Raw genomic sequence first — 25,183 nt, 5'->3', positions numbered from 1 at the left:
GCGGTCAGATCAACGCTGGCGGCGATTCATCGGATCTTTCGCGACCTGCCAACCTGAGTCAAGGGGCACGCCTAGGCTGCCGATCATGGGGGATTTCCTCGTCTACACGATCGGCTTCCCGATCACGTTCCTGCTGCTGGTCATGGGCATGGCCCTGGCCGCGCGGCGAATTCTCGGGCTGCGCATCGGCCTGATCCGCACCGCGCTGACGTGCGGGCTCGCGATGTCGATCGCGACGAGCATCTTCGGCGAGGCGGCCACCGAGCCGTCCGCCGCGCTGGTCACCGTGCAGCTCGGGCTGGCGATCCTGGTGGTCATCGGGCTGCTGGCGTTCGCCGAGATCATCGTGCCGACCGGCTCGATCCCGCCGCCCACCGAGTGGTGGGGCATGGCGCGGCGCCGGATCGCGCGGACCCGGCGGTATTCGCGGATCACCGCGATCGCGTTCCGGCACGGCCTGGGGCCCTACCTGCGCGGCCGGGAGCGGACGTCCACGGGGCTCTCGCGGTCGCTGCGGCTCGCGTTGCAGGACGCCGGCGTGACGTTCGTGAAACTCGGGCAGGTGCTGTCCACGCGCGCCGATCTGCTGCCCCAGGACTTCGTCGACGAACTGAGCCTGCTCCAGGACAAGGTGCCGGCGGCGAAGTGGGACCAGGTCCGGGCGGTGCTCGACGCCGAGGTCGGGCTCGACGCGTTCCAGGAGGTCGATCCCGAACCCCTGGCGGCGGCCTCGATCGCCCAGGTGCACCGGGCGGTGCTGAAGTCCGGCGCCGAGGTCGTCGTGAAGGTGCAACGCCCGGACGTCCGGGCGACCGCGGAGGGCGATCTGGACATCGTCACGCGGCTCGCCGAGAAGCTGCAACGCACGCGGTGGGGCTCGGCGCTGGGCATCCGCGACCTCGCGGCGGGGTTCGCGGCGGCGTTGCGCGAGGAGCTCGACTTCAAGATCGAGGCCCGCAACATCATGACGGTGGCGGCGGCGTCGGACTCGTCCGTCGGGCTGCCCCACGTCCACCTGTCGACGTCTCGCGTCCTGGTCATGGACCGGCTCCACGGAGTGCCGTTGCGCGGCGCCTCGGAGGACGTGGGGCTCGCACGCACCCTGCTGCGGTTCGTGCTGCGCCAGGTGATGCTGGACGGCGTCTTCCACGCCGATCCGCATCCCGGCAACGTGCTGCTGCTCGCCGACGGACGCCTCGGTCTGCTCGACTTCGGCTCGGTCGGGCGGATCGACTCCGCGCTGCGCTCGGCGTTGCAACGGCTGCTGCTGGCCATCGACCGCAGTGACCCGGCGGGGCTCACGGACGCGCTGCTGGAGCTGACCTCACGGCCCGAGGACATCGACGAGCAACGGCTGGAGCGCGCTCTCGGCCAGTTCATGGCCCGCCACCTCGGCGCGGGCATGCGGCCGGACGTGGAGATGTTCGGCGACCTGTTCCTGATCGTGTCGCGGTTCGGCCTGAGCATTCCGCCGGAGATCGCGGCGGTGTTCCGGGCCCTGGCGACGCTGGAGGGCACGCTGGCGGTGCTCGCGCCCGGCTTCAACATCGTCGTGGAGTCGCGGTCGTTCGCCGCCGAGCAGATCTCCGAACGGCTCACACCGGAGTCGATGCAGCGGACCATGGCCGAGGAACTGCAGGCCGTGCTGCCGATGCTGCGCCGGTTGCCGCGGCGGATCGACCGGATCACCGGGGCGATGGAGCAGGGCCGCCTGAGCATGTCGATGAGGCTGTTCGCGGACGAGCGCGACAGGTCGTTCATCACGGGCCTGCTGCACCAGGTGATGCTGACCGCGCTGGGCGCGACCGCGGGCGTGATGGCGGTGTTGCTGCTCGGCTCGTCCGGAGGACCGCAGATCGCCGCGGACGTCGGGCTGCACCAGGTGCTCGGCTACAACCTGCTGATCATCGCCGTGCTGCTGGGCCTGCGCGTCGTCGTCGCGGTGCTCAGACCACGCGCCTAGATCAGACCAGGCGCCTAGAACTGCCTGCGGTACACCGAGACGTCGTCACGCCACACGCCGAACACGTCGGGCGCGGACTGGACGACCGTCATCTCGTTGAGGTGACCGAGCACCCTCCAGGCGCGCGCAACCGCTTGCGCACCCGCGTAGGCGATCGTGCAGAAACGACGCGGCTCGACGACCGTACGCACGCGGTCGACGTGGCCGACGCTCATCGGCGTGTCCTGCCACAGGTCCAATGTGTACCCGGTGCGGATGGGATCACCGGACCCCAGCACGCCCTCGATGCTGACGACCAGCCGGTCACGTTCGAGCCTCAGGTCGTAGTGACCACTTCGTGGCGGAGTGCCACCGGTGTACGCGGAGCGTGCCGGGTCGAGCACCCAGTGCCCGAGAAAAGGCACGAGATCGTCACTCATGTGTGTCCCTTCGCGGAACCTGCGCCACTGGCGGATTGTCCGGCGCATCGGCGTGGGCGACCATCACCCGATGAGTTATGAGACGGGCGTTCGGTGGAAGTGGATACCGGCCGTCGTGCTCGGCTTCGTGCTGCTGAGCTGGATCGTGTTCGAGGCACTGGACCTCATCGACTTCGACGGGGTCGTGACGTGGGTGCGCGGCATCGACCCTGTGTGGGCGGCGGTGGCGATCTTCGCCCTGCTGGTCGTGGACGTGCTGCTGCCCGTGCCGTCCACCCCGCTCATCGTGCTGGCCGGAACGGCACTCGGCCTGCCTCTCGGGCTGGCACTCGCAATCGTCGGATCACTGGGTTCCTCTGCCGCAGGGTACGCCCTGGGCCGGTTCGCGGGCCCGTGGCTGGTGCGCCGGGTGGTCACCATCGAGGAACTGACCGAGATGCGGCGTTGGGGCCGTCAGTTCGGGCCCTGGTTCTTCGGGGTGGCGCGCGGCATTCCGATGATGGCGGAGACGGTGTCGGTGTCCGCCGGGGTGTCGAGGGTGTCCTTCCGGACCTTCATGTCGTTCACCCTCGTCGGCACCATCCCGATCTGCGCCGCCTACGTGTTCGCCGGATCGCAGGCCGACACCGTCGAGCAGATCGTGATGATCAGCGCCGTCGGTTTCCTGCTGACGGTCGGCCTGTTCTACCTGCTGCGCCGGCTCGTGAAGACGGCGCCCTAGGAAAACCCTTTGCGCGCTGTGGTTGTATGAATGTGCGCCCGGTGCGCAGCGAAGGGTTACTTCGGTGATTACTCAGGTTCAACTCCTGAGGCCGGTTCCGGCCGGTCTCTGCTCACCCCGGTGAGCACGTCACCCTCCGCGATTTGATCTCGGGCGTCCAAAACTCCACATCTGCCGGAACTAAAATCGCTGGCCAGGTGTGGTTGCATAGAAATCGCACCCGGTGCGAAGCCAACGGTTACTTCGTCTTGAAAACGCAAACACACCGTTGGCGATTTTGATCTCGGGAGCACACAACTTCACACGTGTCCGGTGCGAAGCAGAGGGTTACTTCCACTGTTAATGGGCGGGTTGCGGGTTCGAGTCCCGCCAGCCGGGAAACCGGCTGTAGCTCAACTGGCAGAGCAGCTACGTACCTTCCGCGACCTTGATCTCGGACACGTGTGGGGTTTGTGGGCTCCCTTTGTTTTCTTCGAGGGGGAAGAGCCAATGGCGAAGTTCAACATCTTCCGCGCGCGTCCGGCGGCTACCAGCCCCGTCACGACCGCGCCGGTTCCGGCCAGCGTCACCTACGAGGGCGGCGACGGCTTCGTGCGCGACACGAAGTCCGAACTTTTCTTGCTTGCCGTGTCGAACATGGGCGGCGAGGACACCTTCTACGAGTCCGGCGCCCAGCGCGACAACCGCTTCGCCCAGCTCGTGCACCAGGCCGCTCTGTCGGATCCCGAGTGGACCGCGCGCCTGCTCCAGTGGCTGCGCAACGAGGCCAACATGCGCACGGCGTCGCTCGTCGGCGCGGCCGAGTTCGTGCTCGCGCGGCTCGTGGCCGAGTCCGACGCCGGCGTCACCAACCGCGCCGTCGTGGCATCCGTGCTGCAGCGCGCCGACGAGCCGGGCGAACTCCTCGCCTACTGGACGAGCCAGAACGGCCGGCGCGTGCCGAAGCCGATCAAGCGCGGCATCTCCGACGCCGTCCAGCGCCTCTACAACGAGCGTGCGGTCCTCAAGTGGGACAGCGACGCCCGCGGTTTCCGGATGGCCGACGTGCTGAACCTCGCTCACCCCTCGCCCGCCGCACCGTGGCAGGGCGCGCTCTTCCAGCACGTGCTGGACCGCCGCCGTTCCGCCGACGCCGACGTGCCCGCCGACCTGCGGGTGATCGCGGCACGGCGGGAGCTGATGGCGTGGCCGGTCGAGCAGCGCCGCGCGTTGTTCGAGCGCCCCGACGCGGTCGACGTGCTGCGCCGGGCGGGGATGACGTGGGAGTCCGTGGCCGGCTGGCTGCAGGGACCGCTGACTCGTGAGGTGTGGGAGGCGCTCGCGCCGTCCATGGGTTACATGGCGCTTTTGAGGAACCTCAGGAACTTCGACGAGGCCGGCATGTCCGACGAGGCGGCAGCCGCCGTCGCGGCACGACTGGCCGACCCCGGCCAGGTCGCGCGCTCGCGACAGTTCCCGTTCCGCTTCCTGTCCGCCTACGAGGCGGCGCCGAGCCTGCGCTGGGGCCACGCCCTGGACCAGGCGCTGCAGGCGTCGCTGGAGAACCTGCCCGCCCTGCCCGGCCGCTCGCTGATCCTCGTCGACACCTCGGCGTCGATGACGACCGGTGCGATCTCGGCGCGTTCGAAGGTCACCCCGGCGAAGGCCGCGGCGGTGTTCGGCGTCGCGCTGGGCGCGAAGGGTGAGCAGGTGGACGTGGTCGGGTTCGCGGACAGCACGTTCCGGCACGACATCAAGCCGGGCGCTTCGGTCATCCGCGAGGTGGACCGGTTCCTCAAGCGGATCGGCGAGGTCGGGCACGGCACCGACATCGTCGGGTCGCTGAAGCGCACCTTCCGGGGCCACGACCGCGTGTTCGTCATCTCGGACATGCAGACGATGTCCGGGTACTACGGGCAGGGCGTCTCGGACGTCGTGCCCGCGCACGTGCCGATCTACGGGTTCAACCTCGGTGGCTACCGGAACGCCGCGTACGCCACCGGCAAGGCGAACCGCCACGAGTTCGGCGGCCTGACGGACGCAACTTTTCGTATGGTGCCCTTGCTCGAAGCAGGTCAGAACGCCACCTGGCCGTTCTGAGGTGTGAGAGCTCTCATGACGCGGAGAGCTCTCACACTTACTTTCCGTTAGCGTTGTGACCAGGTATGATGCCGGTATGGACTACAACGTGTTCGCGAAAGCGTGCCCGTCTCGTCCCACGCTGGAGCACATCACCGGCAGGTGGGGCAGCCTGACGCTGACCGCGCTCGCCGACGGGCAGCTGCGCTTCAACGAGCTGCGCCGCCGCGTCGACGGGGTCAGCGAGAAGATGCTGTCCCAGACGTTGCAGGCGCTGGAGCGCGACGGGCTCGTGCTCCGGGAAGCCCAGAACACGAACCCGCCGCGCGTCGACTACAGCCTCACGCCGCTGGGCCGCGAGACGGCCGAGCGGTTGCTGGCGCTGATCCACCTGCTCGAGGGCCGGATGCCGGAAGTGCTCGAAGCTCAGCGCCTCTACGACGCCAGGGCCTGATCAGCACTCGATGACGTTCACGGCGAGTCCGCCGCGAGCTGTCTCCTTGTACTTCACCGACATGTCCTTGCCGGTGTCCCGCATGGTCTTGATGACCTTGTCGAGCGACACGAAGTGCGAGCCGTCGCCGCGCAAAGCCATGCGCACAGCCGTGATGGCCTTGATGGACGCGACGGCGTTGCGTTCGATGCACGGGATCTGCACCAGGCCGCCGATCGGGTCGCAGGTCAGGCCGAGGTTGTGCTCCATGGCGATCTCGGCGGCGTTCTCGACCTGTTCGGGGGTGCCGCCGAGCACCTCGGCGAGGCCGCCGGCGGCCATCGAGCAGGCCGAGCCGACCTCGCCCTGGCAGCCGACCTCGGCGCCGGAGATGGACGCGTTCTCCTTGAACAGCACGCCGATCGCGGCGGCCGTGAGCAGGAAGCGCACCACGCCGTCGTCGGACGCTCCGGGCACGAACTTGGTGTAGTAGTGCAGGACCGCCGGGACGATGCCGGCCGCGCCGTTGGTCGGTGCGGTGACGACACGGCCGCCTGCCGCGTTCTCCTCGTTGACCGCGAGCGCGAAGAGCGTCACCCAGTCCATGACCCGCAACGGGTCGGTGACGAAGTGTTCGCCCTCCAGGCTTTTGCGCATCTCGGCGGCACGGCGGCGGACCTTCAGGCCGCCGGGCAGGATGCCTTGTTCGTTGCAGCCGCGTTCCACACACTCCTGCATGACGTGCCAGATGTGCAGAAGTCCTTGGCGGATCTCGGCTTCCGTGCGCCACGACTGCTCGTTGGCCATCATGATCTCGCTGATCGACAGGCCGGTCTCGCGGCAGCGCGCGAGGAGCTGGTCGCCGGTCAGGAACGGGTGCGGCAACGGCGTGGAGTCCGGCTTGATCCGGTCGGTGCCGCTGGCGTTCTCGTCGACGACGAACCCGCCGCCGATCGAGTAGTAGACGGCGTGCTCGACCGGCTTGCCGTCCGCGTACGCCTCGAAGCGCATTCCGTTGGGGTGCAACGGGAGTGACTTGCGGCGGTGCATGACGAGGTCGCGGTCGTGCACGAAGTCGATCTCGTGCGTGCCGCCGAGCCTCAGCCGGCGGCTGGAGATGATCTCCTCGACGCGGACGGCCGCGGCGGCGGGATCGACTTCTTCTGGGAGGTTGCCTTCGAGGCCAAGGAACACGGCCTTGGGGCTGCCGTGGCCATGGCCGGTCGCGCCGAGTGAGCCGAACAGCTCGACGTGCACGCGGTCCACTTCGGACGCACGCGCACCGAGTTTCTCGACGAACATCGCGGCCGCGCGCATCGGTCCGACCGTGTGGGAGCTGGACGGTCCGATGCCGACGGAGAACAGGTCGAAAACGCTGATCGCCACTGATCAGTCCTTCGTGGTGGTGGTGCGGTCAGTCAGTCTTGGTGAGTTCGGCGTACTTCGCCGCCGTGAGCAGGTTCTCGGCCGAGTCCACCCGGACCCTGAACAGCCAGCCGGCGCCGTACGGGTCGCTGTTCACCACGGCCGGGTCGTCCACGACGGCGCTGTTGACCTCGATCACCTCACCGGTGACGGGCGAGAACAGGTCGCTCACGGACTTGGTGGACTCCAGTTCGCCGCAGACCTCGTTGGTGACGACCTTGGCACCGACCTCAGGCAGCTGGATGTAGACGATGTCGCCGAGCGCATCAGCCGCGTACTCGGTGATTCCGCAGGTCAGCGGGTCCTGGGTGCCCGGCGTCCAGTCGACCCACTCGTGCTCGACGGTGTAGAGCAGGTTCTCGGGGAACTCCACGGCGCGACTCCTCTGGCTGTGACGGGTCAGGAAACTTGCGCCCCCTCCGCCGTGCAGAGTTGCCTACCCCGGGTGGTCTTGCTGCCTGAGAGTGTGCGGGAGCTTGCCCCTTCGGCGCCTCGACCAGTTCGTCGAGGTCTCTCCCACGCGGGTTCTGGCGCTGGCGCGCCGCGGCCGGTGTTCAGTTGTCCGGGTCGAACGCTATGTGTGGCCCCCGCCGAGTGTCAACGCGGGACGGTCGAGCGGAACGCGAACGGGGCTCAGGTCGCTTTGTTCCAGGTGAACAACCAGGCGGGTATCAGATAGTGCGACCGTCACAGTGACATGACCTTGCGACTGCCCCACATTGTGAGATGTCGGCCACCGAACGGAGGAGTAATCGTGCGGATCGCAGTTCCTCGCGAGATCAAGAACCACGAGTACCGCGTCGCTCTCACGCCTGCCGGTGCGCACGAACTGACCAGCCGCGGGCACGACGTCTACGTCGAGCAGGGCGCCGGTCTCGGTTCCGCGATCACCGACGAGGAGTACCTCGCCGCGGGCGCCAAGATCCTCCCGACCGCCGACGACGTGTGGGCGGAAGGTGACCTGGTTCTCAAGGTCAAGGAGCCGATCGCCGAGGAGTACCCCCGTCTCCGCGCCGGCCAGACCCTCTTCACGTACCTGCACCTCGCCGCCGACAAGCCGCTGACCGAGGCGCTACTGGCGTCCGGCACCACGGCCATCGCCTACGAGACCGTGCAGCTGCCGAACCGCTCGCTGCCGCTGCTCGCCCCGATGTCCGAGGTCGCGGGCCGGCTGGCCCCGCAGGTCGGCGCGTTCTCGCTGATGAAGCCCTCCGGCGGCCGCGGCGTGCTGCCCGGCGGCGTTCCCGGTGTCGCCCCGGCCCGCGTGGTCGTGATCGGCGGCGGCGTGGCCGGCATCAACGCGGCCACCATCGCCGTCGGCATGGGCGCGGACGTGCAGATCCTCGACACCAACGTCGACCGCCTGCGCCAGATCGACGCCCAGTTCCAGGGCCGTCTGCGCACGCTCGCCTCGAACTCGTTCGCGATCGAGCAGGCCGTCCGTGAGGCCGACCTGGTCATCGGCGCCGTGCTGGTGCCCGGTGCCGCGGCTCCGAAGCTCGTGTCGAACGCGCTGGTCGCCGACATGAAGCCCGGTTCGGTGCTCGTCGACATCGCCATCGACCAGGGCGGCTGCTTCGAGGACTCCCGCGCGACCACGCACGCCGAGCCGACCTACGAGGTCCACAACTCGGTGTTCTACTGCGTCGCGAACATGCCGGGCGCCGTCCCGCGCACCTCGACCTACGCGCTGACCAACGTGACGCTGCCGTACGCCGTCGCGCTGGCAGGCAAGGGCTGGGAGAAGGCGCTCAAGGACGACCGTTCGCTCGCCCTGGGCCTGAACGTCCACGCAGGCCAGCTGACCTACGGCCCGGTGGCCGAGGCGACCGGCCTCGTGCACACGCCGCTGGAGACCGTCGTCTGAAAGCCAACTGAATGATTGAGGCCCCCGCACGCGTGAATCGCTGCGGGGGTTTCGCCTATCTGAGGGCGGCGACGCGCGCCTTGATGCCGTCGATCACGCAGTCCAGTCCGAACTCGAACTGCCCCTCCAACGTCCAGATCTCCTGCACGTCGAGCATCCTGACGTAGTTCGGGTGCTTCTCCCGGTACATGTCGGCGATCTTCGCCACGTCCGGCGGCGGCGAGTCCATTCCGCCGCGGGCGATGAAGTTGACCTCGGCGATCGAGTACCCGACGACGAAGCTCGACACCGTGGAGATCGACTGCGCCGCCGCGCCCAGCGACAGGCCAGCCCGCAGCAGGGGTTCGAACATCGAGTCGGACATCGCCACCGCCTTCGGGCCGATGCTGTTGAACTCGCCGATGCCGCGCACCCACCACGGGTGCTTGAGCGCGAGATGACGCAACGCGTGCATCATCCCGCGCACCGCGCTCTCCCAGTCCGCGTCGGGGTCCGGCAGGGGGAACTCGCCGTAGATCTCGTCGAGGCAGAGTTCGATCAGCGCGTCCTTCGTCGGCACGTGCCAGTACAGCGACATGGGGGCCGCGCCCAGTTCCGCCGCGAGCTTGCGCATGGAGAGCTTCTGCCTGCCGTGCGCGTCCAGCATCTCCATCGCCTTGCGGACGATCGCCTCCCGGCTCAGGCCGAGGGGCTGACCGCCGCCGGGCCTGGGCTTGCTGAACCACACGCTCTCCACGGACCGATCCTATGCACGCCGCAGCAGGACGCTCGCCACAACACCTCCCAGGAACACGGCCACGGCGCCGATGATCAGGCTGACGCTCATGCCGTTCGAGAACGCCTCACGTACGACCGTGACGTCCGCGCCGCTGTGCAAGGCCTCGCTCAGCGACCGCCCCGGAACGCCGTCCGGCAGCGACGCCACGAACCGCGCCGACAGCAACGCACCGAGCACCGCGATGCCGAACGAGGAGCCCAGTTCCGTCAGCGTGCCCGACAGCCCGGACGCGATTCCGGCGCGTTCCGGTGGGATCGAGCCCATCAGCGCGTTGACCGCAACCGGTTGGGAGACACCGACACCCACGCCGATGAGGATCAGCCCGGCCAGCGTCGGCGGGTAGGTGGTGCCGATGGACAGCAGTGCCACGCCGCCCGCGACGATCGTCATGCCGAGCAGCATCGCCCGGCCCGCGCCGAGCTTCATCACGAGCTGTCCCAACGTATTGCTGGTGACGAGCAACGCGATCGCCATCGGCGCCACCCGGAGACCCGCTTCCAACGGGCTGTAGCCGAGCACGCCCTGAAGGTGTTGCGTCAGCAGGAAGAGCGAGCCCGCCATGCCGAACGCCGCCAGCACTCCCGACGCCACCGCGCCGGTGAAACGGCGGTTCCGGAAGAACCCGAGATCTAGCATCGGATCGTCGGTGTGCCGTTCCCACAACGCGAATCCCGTCATGGCCGCCAGCCCGATCGCGACCGGCACGCCGAACTCCGACGAGCCGAACCCGTGCTCCGGCACCTCGATCACCGCGTACACGATCGACACCATGCCGATGACCGACAGCACCGAGCCGAGCACGTCCGGCTTGCGCACCGTCGGGTCCTTGGACTCCGGCACCAGCATCGCGACGGCCGCGATCGCGAGGACCGCCACCGGCACGTTGATCAGGAACACCGAGCCCCACCAGAAGTGCTTGATCAGCGCGCCACCGATCACCGGCCCCGCCGCGAAGCCGAGACTCGTGACGGCGGCCCAGATGCCGATGGCCTTCGGGCGTTCCCGGTCGTCGAACAACTGCATCAGCACGGCCAGCGTGCCCGGCATCAGCACCGCGGCGCCGATGCCCATGAACCCGCGGGCCGCGATCAGCGCCTCGGACGAGCTCGCGTACGCCGCGACCGCGCTGCCCGTGCCGAACAGCACCAGGCCGGTCAGGAGGGCGCGCTTGCGGCCGAACCTGTCGCTGAGCGAACCGGTCGTGAGCAGCAGGCCCGCCAGTGCCAGCGAGTAGGCGTTGATCATCCACTGGATGTCCGCGGTGCTCGCGTCCAAGCCCGTCGAGATCGACGGGATCGCCACGTTCAGGACGGTGTTGTCCAGCACCACGACCATCACGGACAGGCAGAGCACGCCGAGCACGGCCCAGCGTTGAGGGTGCGGGTGCACCACGGCCTTCTCGGTCGTCGAAGTCATCGTTCTCCCCCCTTACGGTGTACGAGCAACTTACAGCGTACGAGGCGAGAGAACGCAAGAGATTTTCACTGCGAGAAGAAAGTGGAGAGGGAGGAGAGGGGAGAGAGAAAATAAAGGGGCGGCCGCGCTCAACCAGCCTGGGGGTCACTGGGAGCGGGGCCGCCGTGTCCAAATATAGCGGGCTTTGGCGCGCGGCGCCCAGCACCCCCACCGAAACGCGACCCGAAAGTTTCCCCGAGTGGACCACTGCCCGTGTCCGACCCATCCAGCAAACGAGTGAAATACCGAGATCGCGGTGCGGCGAGCAGCGGGTTCGGCCGATGAAGACGGAGTCGGGTGTCCCTCGAAGGGAGATTCCATGGCTGAACCACAGGGATGGATCCACTGCCACGACCCGTTCGGGCGGGACAGATCGATGACCGTTCTGGTGGAGAACGACCGGGTCCTGCTGGTCACGCCACCGGGCGAGACCGCTGTGATGTCCGCCACTCAGACGCGTCGACTGGGCTCTTTGCTCGACCAGGCCACGGCGAAGATGTGATGGACGAGACCCTGCGCGACGCGGTGCTGCAACGCCTGGCACTGCTGGACAAAGTCGCGGAGCACGGAGAAGCCGAAGCACTGGTTCCGTTGGCCCGCGCGGAGATCCACCGCCTCGCGGACGGCTGGCGGCTGTTGCTGACGGTGCACCAGCCCGACGAGGACGGCCGGTGCAGGGCCTGTCCCGGCTGGCTGCGCCGCCGCCGATGGCCGTGCCAGATCTGGAACATGGCGCACCAGCACCTGATCGGCGAGGGGCTGCCCCACCGCGACCGGCGGCGGCCGTTGCGCAACCCTTTCACTCGATCAGGTGTGATCGAACTGCCGGAGGAGACACCGGCCGAGATGACCACCGAACTGCCGGTCCTGGTGGCCGGACCGCCGGTGGTGCACCGCGCGCCCGTCGTGTCTCGTCCCAAGCACGCCTTGCCGGACTGACGTTTCAGGCAGGATGGGCCGCATGCATGACGGCAGCGGCCTCATCGCGGTCCAGAACCTGACCAAGCAGTTCGGTTCGGTGACCGCGGTGCAGAACCTGAGCTTCACCGTGTCACCCGGCAGCGTGACGGGCTTCCTCGGCCCGAACGGCGCGGGCAAGACGACGACCCTGCGAATGCTGCTGGGACTGGTGAAGCCGACGAGCGGTACGGCGACGATCAACGGACGGCCGTTCCACCAACTCGGCCGGCCCGGCCGCGTGGTGGGCGCGGTGCTGGAGGCGCAGGGGTTCCATCCGAACAGGACGGCGCGCAACCACCTGCGCGTGTACGCGTCGGCGATCGGTGTGCCGGACGCTCAGGCGGACCAGGTCCTCGGCCTGGTCGGTCTGAGCACCGCCGCAGGCCGGAACGTCGGCGGGTTCTCGCTGGGCATGAAGCAGCGGATGGCGGTCGCCACCGCGTTGCTCGGCGATCCGCAGGTGCTGGTCCTCGACGAACCGGCGAACGGGCTGGACCCCGAAGGCATCGCGTGGCTGCGGAACTTCCTGCAGTCGTTCGCGCGCATGGGCCGCACCGTGCTGATCTCGAGCCACCTGCTGGCCGAGGTGGAGCAGACCGTCGACCAGGTCGTGATCGTCTCGCGCGGGCAGACGATGTACTACGGGCCGCTGGAGCACCTTCGCCAGCAGCAACAACGCCGCGTCTTCGTGCAACCGTCGGACGTCGGCGCCCTCGCGACGGCGTTGCGGGAAGCCGGTGTCCAGGCGCTCGAACAGCTGCCGGACGGACGTCTCGCCGTGTCCGGAGTGGACGCCAAGCAGGTCGCGGACACCGCGTTGCGCGCGGGCGTGTCGGTCTACGGCATCCAGGAGGAGCAGGCCGATCTGGAACAGATCTTCTTCCGGCTCACCAGCGGCCAGTTCGCCGGACACGCGCCGGCTCCGTACCAGCAGCAGCAGGGTGGTTGGGCCTGATGGGCGACCTCGTACAGGCGGAGCTCCGCAAGACCACGACGACCACGCTGTGGTGGGCTCTGCTCATCCCGACCGTGCTGATCGCGCTGGGCGGGGGCCTGCTGTCCGGCCTGGCCGGCCAGACGTTCGTCGAGGTCTTCTCGTCGTCCGAGGCGGAGCAGCTCTCCGACGCGCTCGGGGTGACGCCGGACCAGTGGAAGTTCTCCCTGCTCGGCATCGGGCGGACGATCAACCTCGCCACGATGTTCCCGTTGATCTTCGGTGCGCTGGCGATCGCCAATGAGGTCGGCACGCGCACCATCACGACGACGTTCCTCACTGCGCCGTCGCGCGTGCACGCCATGGCGGCCAAGATGATGGTCTACGCGCTCTGGGGCGCGATCTACGGCCTCGCGATCATCGGGTTCACCGCGCTCGGCATCGTCCTCACCAGCAACTCCGGCCAGATGCCCGACGCGGGTGGCTGGGCGATGCTCGCCCTGGTGTGCGTGCTGTCCTCGATCCTCATGACGATGTTCGGCGTCGGCCTCGGCGCACTGATCCCGAACTCCGCCGGCGTGGTCGTGCTGCTGATCATGTACTTCCTGGTGATCGAGAACGCGCTGCAGTTCGGGCTCCGGCTCGCGGGCGTGCCGGAGACGGCCGTCGGGTTCCTGCCGAACGGGTCGGTGGACGGGCTGACCGGTTCGGTCGCGGTCGACCTGTTCCTCGCCGACGCGGGGGTCGTGCCGGAGGACGGCGTCTACTGGCTGCGGGTCCTCGCGGGAGCGGGTGGCGCGCAGGCGTGGTGGCTGTCCGGGCTGATCTTCTTCGCCTGGGTCGCCGCCGCGTTCGGTGGCGGCTGGGCCCGGATGACCCAGAAGGACATCACCTGACCTGCGGTTTCTGACGTCACAATTTTATGTCGGACCCCGAACGTACTGTGAGTCCCGTGACGAAGGGCTGGATCCGCCGACTGACCGCAGCGTGCTGGCAGCACCCCCGACTGGTGGTGCTGTCGGTCCTCGCCGCGGTCGTCGGCGTGGGTCTGCAGGCGGCGGGGCCGTTGCTGCTCAAGACTGCGATCGACGACTCGACGGGCGGCCGCACCGATCGGTTGTGGCCGTTGATGGTGGCGTTGATCGTGCTCGAGGTGCTGACGTTCGGGTCGGCGTTCCTGCGGCGCTACCTGGGCGGGCGGCTGGCGCTGGGCGTGCAGCACGACCTGCGGCTCGGCGTGTTCTCGGCGGTGCAGCGGCTCGACGGCGCGAAGCAGGACGAGCTGCGGACCGGGCAGATCGTGTCGCGCTCGATCACCGACCTGCAGCTGGTGCAGTCGCTGCTGATGATGGCGCCGCTGGCCGTGGGCACGGTGGTGTTCGCACTGGCCGCGCTGGCGGCGATGATCTACCTGTCGATCCCGCTGACGATCATCGCGGTGATCGTGCTGCCGCTGGTGGCGTGGCTGGCCGGGCGCACCCGGCTGACGCTGTTCCCCGCCACGTGGTCGGCTCAGCAGCGGGCAGCGGATCTGGCGCAGCACGTCGAGGAGACCGTCACCGGTGTCCGCGTCGTGAAGGGCTTCGGCCAGGAGGCGCGTGAGGTCGCCCGGCTGGAGAAGCACGCCAAGTTCCTGTTCGCGGAACGGATGCGCGCTGCCCGGCTGTCGTCGAAGCCGCTCGCGACCGTGACGGCGCTGCCGTTGCTCGGCCAGGTCGCGGTGCTGGGCCTGGGCGGCTGGCTGGCGTTGCACGGCCAGGTCACGCTGGGCACGTTCCTGGCCTTCACGACGTACGTGGCGAACCTCGTCGGCCCGACGCGGCTGCTGTCGAGCCTGATGGTGTCCGCCCAGCTGGCGAGGGCCGGTGTGGAGCGGGTCTACGAACTGATCGACTCGCAGCCGGACGTGACGGACGGCCCCGACGAGGTGCCTTCGGGTCCGCTCGGCGTCTCGTTCTCCGGCGTGTCCTTCGGTTATGCCCGCAGTGAGCCAGTTCTGAAGGACTTCTCGATCTCGGTCGAGCCGGGCGAAACGCTGGCGCTGGTGGGCACCGCGGGTTCGGGCAAGTCGACGGTGTCGTTGCTGCTGCCGCGTTTCTACGACGTGCACAGCGGCTCGGTCCGGGTCGGCGGCGCGGACGTGCGCACACTGAAGCTGGAGTCGTTGCGTGGCGCGGTGGGCGTGGTGTTCGAGGAGGCTTTCCTCTTCTCCGACACGGTGTTCTCGAACATCGCGTACGGCAGCCCCGACGCCTCGCGCGAGGAGGTCGAGCGCGCCGCGAAGGCCGCCGAGGCCCACGACTTCATCGAGGCCCTGCCGCTCGGCTACGACACGGTGGTCGGCGAACGCGGCCTCACCCTGTCCGGCGGCCAGCGCCAGCGCGTCGCCCTGGCCCGCGCCCTGCTCTCCGACCCGCGCATCCTCGTGCTGGACGACGCGACGTCCGCGGTGGACAACGCGACGGAGGCCGCGATCCACGCGACGCTCGCCTCGGTCACGGCCAACCGCACGACTCTTCTGGTGGCACACCGGCGTTCGACGCTGTCGCTGGCCGACCGGATCGCCGTCCTGGACGCGGGCCGCGTGATCGACATCGGCACGCACGCCGAACTGACCGCGCGCTGCGCCCTCTACCGCGACCTGCTGGCGGGGCCGGGCGAGGCGATCGAGTCCGCCGCGCCGGCCACGGCCGGCGAACTGTGGCCGAAGCTGTCGCAAGAGGACCTCGACGAGCGCCTGATCGCCGAAGCGAAGACCTCGACGCCCGCCGCGCCTGGCCGGCGTGGCGGTGGCGGAGGTGGCACAGGCGGCGGCATGGCGGCGCTGGCAGGCGGCCCACCCACTCCCGAGTTGCTTGCCCAGGTCCGTTCGCTGCCACCGGCCACCGAAGTCCCGGTCCTGCACGGCGAAGACCCGCGCGCTCCGGACCCGGCCTTCCGCCTCGCCCGCCTCCTGCGCCCGGTCCGCTGGGCCCTGGGCGGCGTGACGGCGCTGGTGGTGCTGGACGCACTGGTCGGCATGGGCATGCCCTCGCTCGTGCGCCTCGGCATCGACGGCGGCGTCGTGGGCGGCGCCGAGTCGGCGCTGTGGCAGGCCGTGGTCCTGGGCATCGGCCTGGTCGTGGTCGGCTGGCTGACCACGGCGGGCAGCACGGTCTTCGCCGCCCGCCTGGGCGAACGCCTGCTCTACCTGCTCCGCGTCCGCAGCTACGCCCACCTGCAACGCCTCGGCCTCGACTACTACGAGCGCGAGATGGCCGGCCGCATCATGACGAGGATGACGACGGACGTCGACGCCCTCTCGACGTTCCTGCAGACCGGCCTCGTCACCGCCGTGATCAGCCTGATCACCGTGGTGGGCATCACCGCGGCCCTGGTCGTCACCGACGCCTCACTGGCCCTGATCGCCCTCTCGGTGCTCCCGCTCCTGGCCGCCGCCACGGTGCTCTTCCAACGCCTCTCCTCCACCGCCTACGCGGAAGCCCGCGAACGAGTCAGCGCGGTGAACGCCGACCTCCAGGAGAACGTCTCGGGCCTCCGCGTCTCCCAGGCCTACACAAGAGAACGCCGCTCAGCAGAAGCCTTCGCCGAACGCAGCGACGCCTACCGCCGCACCCGCCTGCGAGCCCAGCGCTACATCGCCACCTACTTCCCGTTCGTGGCAATGCTCTCCGGCGTGGCCCAGGCAGTCGTCCTGGCCGTAGGCGCCCACCGAGTAGCGGCAGGCACCATGACCCCGGGCGTCCTGCTCGCCTTCCTCCTCTACCTGGGCCTGTTCTTCAGCCCGATCCAGCAACTCTCCGGCGTCTTCGACGGCTACCAGCAGGCCAGGGTGGGCCTCCGCAGGATCGGCGACCTCCTCCGCACCCCGAGCACAGTCGAACCGTCATCAAGCCCGATCGAGGTCCCACCCCGCCTGCAGGGCGAGGTGGAACTCCGCAACGTCTCCTTCACCTACGCAGGGGCGGAAACCCCGGCCCTGGACAACGTCACGCTCCACGTGAGCCCAGGCGAAACCATCGCCCTCGTAGGCGAAACAGGCGCAGGCAAATCGACCCTCGTCAAACTCATAGCCCGCTTCTACGACGCCACCAAGGGCACGGTCCTGATCGACGGCGTCGACGTCCGCACCTACGACCTCTCCGCCTACCGCCAACGCCTGGGCGTAGTCCCCCAGGAAGCCCACCTCTTCGGCGGCGACCTGGCCACCAACGTCGCCTACGGCCGCCCCACAGCCACAGAACAAGAAATCCAACAGGCAACAGAAGCCGTAGGCGCCCTCCCGATGGTCGCCACCCTCCAGAACGGCTTCCACCAACCGGTGGGCGAACGAGGCAACCACCTCTCCGCAGGCCAACGCCAACTCGTAGCGCTGGCGAGAGCAGAACTGGTCAACCCAGACCTCTTACTCCTCGACGAGGCAACAGCAGCCCTGGACCCGGCCACCGAGTCCGCAGTGCTGCGCGCCAGCGACCACCTCGCAGGCGCCAGAACCACCTTCGTAGTGGCCCACCGCCTGGCCACCGCAGCAAGGGCCGACCGAATAGTCGTCCTGGCCAACGGCCGAATAATCGAACAGGGCACCCACGCCGACCTCATGAAGTCCAACGGCACCTACGCCCGCCTATGGCGCCACGGCGACACTCCAGAAGCCGCGTAACCACCCCCAAGCGCAAGGCACAACGGCAACGCCAAGCCCTGTCCGGTCCTGTCCTGCCCCCTGCCAACGCAACGGCGGAGCCGAGGCGTCCCTCCGCACCAACGGGCAACGGCGAAGCCGAGCCGCCCTGCCGCCAACGGCAATGGCGAAGCCGAGGCGTGTGAACCTCTACGCCCTGGTCAAGCGGTGGTGAGCCACGCACTCGGCGATTGGGGCTTTACCTTGAGTGGGCGGGATGCTCCCCTCATGGGCACGGCCGGGCGCTTTCAGCCCGGCCCTTTTCCGGCCGTCAAGCATCCCGCCAGAGGCTCAAGGTCAAGCCCCAATCGCTATCGACGCGAAGCGGCGATGACCGGCACCGACCCGGTACTGCCTGAGAGACCACCCTCGCAAGGTGACCGCCCGCACGGCAGGTGACCACCCCGCTGGAACGCGACAAGCCAACGCAAGCCGACCCGTTGGTGCCCATGTGGCAAGCCCAGACAAACCGACCCGCTCGGTGCCCATGGGCGAGCCACAGAAAGCCAACCCGCAATCCCAACCCCGTGGCCCCCACCACGAACCCTCGTCCCCACCCCACCCAATCCCGTAGAAACCATCTCCCCAGACCACCAAGGTCAAGGAGCACGAACGATGCCCTCCCGCCCCTCAATCCTCTACGTCTCCAACCTGGCCTACCCAGCCAAAGGCCGCCGCTACTGCGACGAGGACATCTACCTGACCTCCCACCTCAGACAGCACTTCGACCTGGCCATCTGCCATCCGGAAGACGCCGCGGCCGTGATGGCGAACTTCGACACGGTGGTGGTTCGCAACAGCGGGCCGGTGATCGACTACCTCCCCGCCTACCACCACTTCCGCGAGCAGGCGAAGGCGACGAACCAGCGCGTCTACAACCCGCTGACCGGCAAGGCCGACATGACCGGCAAGCAGTACCTGATCGACCTGACCGAGCAGGGCTACCCGGTCATCCCCACGGTCGGCGACGCCAGTGCCCTGAACCGCCTTCCGCGGACCGGCACCTACGTCGTGAAACCCAAGACGGGCGCCGACTCGCACGGCCTCGAGTTCGTCGTCCGCGACGAAATAGCGAACAAAGCCGGTGACCTGCTCATCCAGCCCAAGATCGATTTCCGGTACGAGGTGTCGTTCTACTTCGTGGACCACGACTTCCAATACGCCCTGCACGCGCCGGACCCGGCCAAGCGCTGGGAACTCACGCGGTACGCGCCCGGCAAGGAAGACCTGGAGTTCGCGCAGAGGTTCATCGACTGGAACGCGCTCGGCCACGGCGTGCAGCGGGTCGACGCCTGCCGGACCCAGGCCGGTGACCTGCTCCTGGTCGAGTTGGAGGACCTGAACCCGTACCTGTCGCTGGACCGGACGACGGACGAGACCAGAACCGCCTTCACCAGAGCGTTCACGGCCTCGATCAGGCATTCACTGGCGTGAACGAGATGCAAGATCAATCCGCAGGGCGACCGCGTTGTACCTATCGTGAACTGATCACCACTCCCGGTGCGTATGCCCGTCCGACGGCCACGTGAGCATTGCTCGAAAGTGAGGCGACGATGTGAGACGCACATCAAGAACTGCTCAATTGCGGGTGACGACAGGCCCGTCCTGATCGATCCTGTGACAGAGCACTCCTTGCCATGTGCCTCCAGCGTGTGAAGGCCCGGGCCAGGGGGACTAACCTGACTACCGCATGAGTCAACACCAAGAGCGAGATGGATAGAGGCGAGCGCCAGCCGTGTCCAGCAGCAGTCCTGCGTCACAGTTCGGGCCGAACGAATGGCTCGTCGAGGAGATGTACGATCAGTTCCTCGCGGACCCGTCATCCGTAGACCCGGCATGGCACGACTTCTTTGCCGACTACAAGCGTGGGGGCGGCAACGGTAGCGCCGCCACGGCCAGCGCGGGTGGCTCCACGGCCACCACGACCGCGACCGTGACGCCGCCGGCCGCCGACAACGGCAAGCCCGCGCCCGCCACCGCACCCAAGCCGGCCGCAGCGCCGCCGAAGTCCGCGGCCACGCTGCCGCAGACCGGCAAGCCCGCGCCGCAGCAGGCAGCGAAGGCCGCCCCGGTCAAGCCGCCGAGCGCGCAGCCCGAGCAGAAGCAGTTGCGTGGTGCCTCCGCCGCGATCGCGAAGAACATGGAGCTCTCGCTCACTGTTCCGACCGCGACCAGCGTGCGTGCCGTGCCCGCGAAGCTGCTGGCGGACAACCGCATCGTCATCAACAACCACCTGAAGCGGACGCGCGGCGGGAAGGTCTCCTTCACGCACGTCATCGGCTACGCGGTCGTCCGGGCGCTGCAGGCGTACCCGAACATGAACCGCCACTACGCCGAGGTCGACGGCAAGCCGTTCGTCGTCACGCCGGAGCACGTCAACTTCGGTCTGGCGATCGACCTGCCCGGCAAGGACGGCAGCCGCACGCTGGTCGTCGCGTCGGTCAAGGGCTGCGAGAACATGACGTTCACGCAGTTCTGGCAGGCCTACGAGGACCTGATCCGCAAGGCCCGCGGCGGTTCGCTGACGGCGGACGACTTCTCCGGCACCACGATCTCGCTGACCAACCCCGGCACGATCGGCACGAACCACTCGGTGCCGCGTCTGCAGGCAGGTCAGGGCGCGATCATCGGCGTCGGCGCGATGGAGTACCCCGCGCACTTCCAGGGCACCAGCGAGCAGGCGCTCACCGACATGGGCGTCAGCAAGATCATCACGCTGACCAGCACGTACGACCACCGCATCATCCAGGGTGCGGAGTCGGGCGAGTTCCTCAAGCGCATCCACCAGCTGCTGCTCGGCGAGGACGGCTTCTACGACGAGATCTTCGCGTCGCTGCGTCTGCCCTACGAGCCGATCCGCTGGGTCGCGGACATCCCCGAGGGCGCTGTCGACAAGACCGCGCGCGTCATCGAGCTGATCGACGCGTTCCGTACGCGCGGTCACCTGATGGCCGACACGGACCCGCTGAACTACCGCCAGCGCTCCCACGCCGACCTGGACGTGCTCAGCCACGGCCTGACGCTGTGGGACCTGGACCGCGAGTTCCCGGTCGGCGGCTTCGCCGGCAAGGAGCGGATGAAGCTCCGCGACATCCTGGGTGTGCTGCGCAACTCGTACTGCCGCACCGTCGGCGTCGAGTACATGCACATCCTCGAGCCCGAAGAGCGCCGCTGGATCCAGGAGCGCGTCGAGGTTCCGCACGAGAAGCCGCCGGCCACCGTGCAGAAGTACATCCTCAGCAAGCTGAACGCGGCTGAGGCCTTCGAGACGTTCCTGCAGACGAAGTACGTCGGCCAGAAGCGCTTCTCGCTGGAGGGCGGCGAGACCGTCATCCCGCTGCTCGACGCGGTGCTGGACAAGGCCGCCGAGCACGAGCTCGACGAGGTCGTCATCGGCATGCCGCACCGCGGCCGCCTGAACGTCCTCGCGAACATCGTCGGCAAGCCGATCTCGCAGATCTTCCGCGAGTTCGAGGGCAACCTCGATCCCGGTCAGGCGCACGGCTCCGGCGACGTGAAGTACCACCTCGGTGCCGAGGGCAAGTACTTCCGCATGTTCGGCGACGGCGAGACCAAGGTGTCGCTGACGGCGAACCCGTCGCACCTCGAGGCCGTCGACCCGGTCCTCGAAGGCATCGTGCGCGCCAAGCAGGACATGATCGACAAGGGCGGCGACTTCTTCCCCGTCCTGCCGGTCGCCATGCACGGTGACGCGGCGTTCGCGGGTCAGGGTGTCGTCGCCGAGACGCTGAACCTGGCGCTCGTGCGCGGCTACCGCACCGGTGGCACGGTCCACATCGTCGTGAACAACCAGGTCGGCTTCACCACGGCACCGGAGCACTCGCGGTCCTCGAAGTACTCGACCGACGTCGCGAAGATGATCGGCTCGCCGGTCTTCCACGTGAACGGCGACGACCCCGAGGCCTGCTACTGGGTCGCGAAGCTGGCCGTCGAGTACCGCCAGGCGTTCCACAAGGACGTCGTGATCGACATGGTCTGCTACCGCCGCCGCGGCCACAACGAGGGCGACGACCCCTCGATGACGCAGCCGGCGATGTACGACGTGATCGACCAGAAGCGCTCGGTGCGCAAGACCTACACCGAGTCCCTGATCGGCCGCGGCGACATCACGGTCGAAGAGGCCGAGAAGGCGCTGCAGGACTTCTCCAGCCAGCTGGAGCACGTCTTCAACGAGGTCCGCGAGCTCGAGAAGCACCCGGTGACGGTCAGCCCGTCGGTGGAGGCCGAGCAGCAGATCCCGGCGAAGCTGCCCACGGGCATCAGCCGCGAGGTGCTGGAGCACATCGCCGACGCCCACGTGAACCTGCCGGAGGGCTTCACGCCGCACGCGCGCGTCAAGCCGGTGCTCGAACGCCGCGCCAAGATGGCGCGCGAGGGCGGCATCGACTGGGCGTTCGCCGAGCTGCTCGCCTTCGGCTCGCTCGCGATCGAGGGCCGCAACATCCGTCTGGCCGGCCAGGACTCGCGCCGCGGCACGTTCGTGCAGCGCCACGCGACCCTGATCGACCGCAAGACGGGTGCGGAGCACACGCCGCTGCAGCACCTGTCCGACGACCAGGGCAAGTTCATGGTCTACGACTCGGTGCTGTCGGAGTTCGCGGCCGTCGGCTTCGAGTACGGCTACTCGGTGGCGAACCCGCAGGCGCTGGTCCTGTGGGAGGCGCAGTTCGGTGACTTCGTCAACGGCGCGCAGCCGATCATCGACGAGTTCATCTCGTCCGGTGAGGCGAAGTGGGGTCAGCGTTCCGACGTCGTGATCCTGCTGCCGCACGGCCACGAGGGCCAGGGTCCCGACCACACGTCGGGCCGCATCGAGCGCTGGCTGCAGCTGTGCGCCGAGGGCTCCATGACCGTCGCGGTGCCGTCGACTCCGGCGAACTACTTCCACCTGCTGCGTCGCCACGCCCTCGACGGCGTCGACCGGCCGCTGATCGTGTTCACGCCGAAGTCGATGCTGCGTCTCAAGGCAGCGGTGTCCGGCACGGACGAGTTCATCAACGACCGCTTCCAGTCGGTCATGGACGACCCGACGATCAAGGACCCGAACGCGGTCACGAAGGTCCTGCTGTGCAGCGGCAAGATCTCCTACGAGCTGCACGCCGAGCGCGAGAAGCGCGGCGGCGGCGACGTGGCGATCGTGCGCGTCGAGCAGCTCTACCCGGTCCCGGCCCGCAAGCTGACCGAGACCCTGGAGCGCTACCCGAACGCGAAGGACGTCCGCTGGGTGCAGGAGGAGCCGGCGAACCAGGGTGCCTGGCCGTTTTACGGTCTGGCCCTGCCGGAGCTGCTGCCCGAGCATCTGGGCACCGTCCGCCGCGTGTCGCGCCGCCCGATGGCCGCCCCGTCGGCCGGTTCGAGCAAGGTGCACGAGGTCGAGCAGCGCGAGATCATCACGCGCGCGTTCGACTAAGTCCCGCCTGAAGCGAACGAGCCGCCGGATCCCCAGGGGTCCGGCGGCTCGTTTTCTAAAGCCCCCACAGGAGTTTCGCCATGTACCACACCGATCGCGGCATCGAGGAGCTCGAGAAGCGGCGCGGCGAGGAAGAGGTCACGTTCGCGTGGCTCGCCGACAAGCTGCGGGAGTTCGTCGACGCCAATCCCGACTTCGAGACGCCCATCGAGCGCTTCGCCACCTTCCTGGCGCGCGACGACGACGACTTCGAGGACTGAGCTTTCGGGACCTTTTGGCTTTTTGCCAACGTTTTTGAGCATCCCGATGCTCAGGTGCTCCCCCTCGGCCGCCGCGATGATCGGTTCGTTCGATCACCGCGATTCCTGAGGGGGAGTTTTGCTGAAGAAGACGATGATCGCCGCTGCGGCACTCACGATGGCGGCGTTGCCGGCGGTGGCGTCCGCCGCACCGGCGCCGGTGGGCGCGCAGGCCGTGGCCGGACCGTACGTGCTGCAGGTCGGCACCCCGCCGGGCTTGGTGCTGGAGGCGTTGCGCAGCCAGATCGGCACGAACGGCGGCCTGGTGCGGCAGTACAACCGCGACGGCACCGATGAGCAGAAGTGGCTGTTCTTCGACGACCGGACCATCCGGCCGGCCCTGAACACCTCGATGTGCCTCGACGCCAACCCGAACGAGAACTGGGACGGCGGCAAGGTCTGGGTGTGGGGGTGCAACGGCACCCCGTTCCAGAAGTGGACGCAGGCGCCGGGACTGCCCGGCACGCTGCAGAACGAGCACAGCCTGAGGTGCCTCGACGCCGATCCCAACGAGAACCGCAACGGCGGCAAGATCTGGCAGTGGCGCTGCTGGGGCGGCAACCCGCAGGTCTGGAAGCGCATCGCCGCCTGACCTGACGGCGTCTGCGAGGACTGCCTGACGCCCTCCTCGCAGACGCCGGTCAGCGGCTACCAGGCGTAGGCCTCCGGGGCCGGCTTCGACCCGTTCGGAGCCGGTGCCGGGAACAGCTCGTCGAGCTTCGCCAGCACGTCCGCGTCGAGCTTCAACTCCGCGGCACGCAACGAGTTGTCGAGCTGCTCGATGGTGCGCGGCCCGATGATCGGCGCGGTCACACCCTCCTGGTGCAGCAACCACGCGAGGCCGACGTTGGCCGGGTCCTCGCCGATGTCCGCGCACAGCTTCTCGTAGGCGTCGATCGTGTCGCGGTGCTTCTCCAACGCATCCGCGGAACGGCCGGACGCGCTACGGGACGTGCCACCTTCACGCTGCTTGCGCAACACACCGCCCAGAAGGCCGCCGTGCAGCGGTGACCACGGGATCACGCCGAGGCCGTAGTGCTTGGCCGCCGGCAGGACCTCCAACTCGACCCAGCGGGTCATCAGGTTGTAGATCGACTGCTCGGACACCAGCCCGAGGAACCCGCGGGTGCGCGCGGCCTCGGCAGCCTGGGCGATGTGCCAGCCGGCGAAGTTGGACGAGCCGAAGTAGATGACCTTGCCCTGCTGGCGCAGCACGGAGAAGGCTTCCCAGATCTCGTCCCACGGCGTGTCACGGTCGACGTGGTGCATCTGGTAGAGGTCGATGTAGTCGGTCTGCAGGCGCTTGAGCGACGCGTCGGCGGCGCGGCGGATGTTCAGCGCCGACAGCTTGGTCTCGTTCGGCCAGTCGCCCATGCTGCCGTAGAGCTTGGTGGCGACGACGGTCCGTTCGCGCCGCGTGCCGCCCTGGGCGAACCAGTTGCCGATGATGTTCTCGGTGACTCCCTCGCCCTTCTTCCAGCCGTAGACGTTGGCCGTGTCGAAGAAGTTCAGGCCGTGTTCGTGGGCGCGGTCCATGATCGCGTGGCTGTCGGCCTCGGACGTCTCGGGACCGAAGTTCATCGTGCCGAGGCACAGGCGGGAGACGGACAGGCCGCTGCGACCGAGGTTGGTGTACTCCATACCTCTCACCCTGCCTCGCGGCGCGGCATTGTGCCACGTGGAGTTGCTCCAGCTCGCCACAGTCTTGACAGTATTGGCGACCAAATTTTCTCCACTGTCATTTCACCCACTCGTGAAGTTA

Annotated in this window: 20 protein-coding genes and 1 riboswitch; of the genes, 14 read left to right on the top strand and 6 right to left on the bottom strand. The window is 68.3% G+C overall.

The window, feature by feature from the left end; all coding sequences use genetic code 11:
- The first annotated feature begins 85 nt into the window (after positions 1-85).
- Complete coding sequence (locus IG04_RS0111805; protein WP_030476639.1) at positions 86-1,963, top strand: ABC1 kinase family protein; 1,878 nt, start codon at positions 86-88, stop codon at positions 1,961-1,963.
- A 14-nt stretch (positions 1,964-1,977) separates the two neighbouring features.
- Here the strand turns inward: IG04_RS0111805 and IG04_RS0111800 are convergent, their stop codons facing one another.
- On the bottom strand, positions 1,978-2,382 hold the full coding sequence (locus IG04_RS0111800; protein WP_030476638.1) for a hypothetical protein: 405 nt from the start codon (positions 2,380-2,382) through the stop codon (positions 1,978-1,980).
- Positions 2,383-2,452: 70 nt separating this feature from the next.
- Here IG04_RS0111800 and IG04_RS0111795 point away from each other — a divergent pair, with 70 nt between their 5' ends.
- The 3 genes from IG04_RS0111795 to IG04_RS0111785 all read left to right on the top strand — a co-directional run bounded on the left by IG04_RS0111795 (position 2,453) and on the right by IG04_RS0111785 (position 5,615).
- Positions 2,453-3,103, top strand: a complete 651-nt coding sequence (locus IG04_RS0111795) for a TVP38/TMEM64 family protein (protein WP_159460429.1) — start codon at positions 2,453-2,455, stop codon at positions 3,101-3,103.
- Positions 3,104-3,592: 489 nt separating this feature from the next.
- Positions 3,593-5,182 (top strand): TROVE domain-containing protein, encoded by a 1,590-nt coding sequence (locus IG04_RS0111790; RefSeq protein WP_030476636.1) that lies wholly within the window; start codon positions 3,593-3,595, stop codon positions 5,180-5,182.
- 76 nt (positions 5,183-5,258) lie between these two features.
- Positions 5,259-5,615 (top strand): winged helix-turn-helix transcriptional regulator, encoded by a 357-nt coding sequence (locus IG04_RS0111785; RefSeq protein ID WP_051769602.1) that lies wholly within the window; start codon positions 5,259-5,261, stop codon positions 5,613-5,615.
- Here IG04_RS0111785 and IG04_RS0111780 read toward each other — a convergent pair whose 3' ends face one another.
- Together IG04_RS0111780 and gcvH are read right to left on the bottom strand one after the other, a co-directional pair.
- A complete protein-coding gene (locus tag IG04_RS0111780) occupies positions 5,616-6,980 on the bottom strand; it encodes an L-serine ammonia-lyase (protein WP_030476634.1) in 1,365 nt (454 codons plus the stop codon).
- 28 nt (positions 6,981-7,008) lie between these two features.
- Complete coding sequence (gene gcvH / locus IG04_RS0111775; RefSeq protein WP_030476633.1) at positions 7,009-7,392, bottom strand: glycine cleavage system protein GcvH; 384 nt, start codon at positions 7,390-7,392, stop codon at positions 7,009-7,011.
- Positions 7,393-7,455: 63 nt separating this feature from the next.
- Positions 7,456-7,548: riboswitch (glycine riboswitch) on the bottom strand.
- Between the two features lie 225 nt (positions 7,549-7,773).
- Between gcvH and ald the strand changes: the two genes are divergently transcribed.
- Complete coding sequence (ald, locus tag IG04_RS0111770; protein ID WP_030476632.1) at positions 7,774-8,886, top strand: alanine dehydrogenase; 1,113 nt, start codon at positions 7,774-7,776, stop codon at positions 8,884-8,886.
- Positions 8,887-8,941: 55 nt separating this feature from the next.
- Here the strand turns inward: ald and IG04_RS0111765 are convergent, their stop codons facing one another.
- Both IG04_RS0111765 and IG04_RS0111760 read right to left on the bottom strand, forming a co-directional pair.
- The gene (locus IG04_RS0111765) at positions 8,942-9,622 is read right to left on the bottom strand and encodes a TetR/AcrR family transcriptional regulator (RefSeq protein WP_084400919.1); all 681 of its coding nucleotides are present in this window, start codon (positions 9,620-9,622) and stop codon (positions 8,942-8,944) included.
- Between the two features lie 9 nt (positions 9,623-9,631).
- Positions 9,632-11,080: an MFS transporter gene (locus IG04_RS0111760; RefSeq protein ID WP_030476630.1), complete on the bottom strand. Its 1,449-nt coding sequence runs from the start codon at positions 11,078-11,080 to the stop codon at positions 9,632-9,634.
- A 358-nt stretch (positions 11,081-11,438) separates the two neighbouring features.
- Here IG04_RS0111760 and IG04_RS0111755 point away from each other — a divergent pair, with 358 nt between their 5' ends.
- The 9 genes from IG04_RS0111755 to IG04_RS0111715 all read left to right on the top strand — a co-directional run bounded on the left by IG04_RS0111755 (position 11,439) and on the right by IG04_RS0111715 (position 24,013).
- A complete protein-coding gene (locus IG04_RS0111755; protein WP_045312139.1) occupies positions 11,439-11,621 on the top strand; it encodes a hypothetical protein in 183 nt (60 codons plus the stop codon).
- Complete coding sequence (locus tag IG04_RS0111750; protein WP_030476628.1) at positions 11,621-12,058, top strand: hypothetical protein; 438 nt, start codon at positions 11,621-11,623, stop codon at positions 12,056-12,058. The genes IG04_RS0111755 and IG04_RS0111750 overlap by 1 nt, the downstream gene beginning before the upstream one ends.
- A 22-nt stretch (positions 12,059-12,080) precedes the next feature.
- Positions 12,081-13,034: an ABC transporter ATP-binding protein gene (locus IG04_RS0111745; protein ID WP_084400959.1), complete on the top strand. Its 954-nt coding sequence runs from the start codon at positions 12,081-12,083 to the stop codon at positions 13,032-13,034.
- Positions 13,034-13,909: a hypothetical protein gene (locus tag IG04_RS0111740; RefSeq protein WP_030476626.1), complete on the top strand. Its 876-nt coding sequence runs from the start codon at positions 13,034-13,036 to the stop codon at positions 13,907-13,909. Before IG04_RS0111745 ends, IG04_RS0111740 begins: the two co-directional genes overlap by 1 nt.
- Positions 13,910-13,935: 26 nt before the next feature.
- Positions 13,936-17,673, top strand: coding sequence for an ABC transporter ATP-binding protein (locus tag IG04_RS0111735; RefSeq protein ID WP_030476625.1), 3,738 nt, complete (start codon positions 13,936-13,938; stop codon positions 17,671-17,673).
- A gap of 633 nt (positions 17,674-18,306) precedes the next feature.
- A complete protein-coding gene (locus IG04_RS0111730; protein ID WP_030476624.1) occupies positions 18,307-19,125 on the top strand; it encodes an ATP-grasp domain-containing protein in 819 nt (272 codons plus the stop codon).
- A gap of 301 nt (positions 19,126-19,426) precedes the next feature.
- Positions 19,427-23,122 carry a multifunctional oxoglutarate decarboxylase/oxoglutarate dehydrogenase thiamine pyrophosphate-binding subunit/dihydrolipoyllysine-residue succinyltransferase subunit gene (locus tag IG04_RS0111725; protein WP_030476623.1) on the top strand — a complete coding sequence of 1,232 codons (3,696 nt, stop codon included), beginning with the start codon at positions 19,427-19,429 and terminating at the stop codon, positions 23,120-23,122.
- Between the two features lie 80 nt (positions 23,123-23,202).
- Entirely contained in the window at positions 23,203-23,382 is a 180-nt protein-coding gene (locus IG04_RS0111720) for a DUF6104 family protein (protein ID WP_030471325.1), read from the top strand.
- Positions 23,383-23,500: 118 nt separating this feature from the next.
- Positions 23,501-24,013 (top strand): RICIN domain-containing protein, encoded by a 513-nt coding sequence (locus tag IG04_RS0111715; protein WP_030476622.1) that lies wholly within the window; start codon positions 23,501-23,503, stop codon positions 24,011-24,013.
- 56 nt (positions 24,014-24,069) lie between these two features.
- On the opposite strand, the gene IG04_RS0111710 is transcribed toward IG04_RS0111715, so the two are convergent.
- Positions 24,070-25,062 (bottom strand): aldo/keto reductase, encoded by a 993-nt coding sequence (locus IG04_RS0111710; protein WP_030476621.1) that lies wholly within the window; start codon positions 25,060-25,062, stop codon positions 24,070-24,072.
- Between the last annotated feature and the right edge of the window lie 121 nt (positions 25,063-25,183).

It is taken from the genome of Lentzea albidocapillata, from assembly GCF_000719115.1.
Taxonomy (GTDB): domain Bacteria; phylum Actinomycetota; class Actinomycetes; order Mycobacteriales; family Pseudonocardiaceae; genus Lentzea; species Lentzea albidocapillata.
The sequence above is the reverse complement of the archived record's forward strand: the minus strand, read 5'-3'. Positions and strand labels throughout refer to the sequence as shown.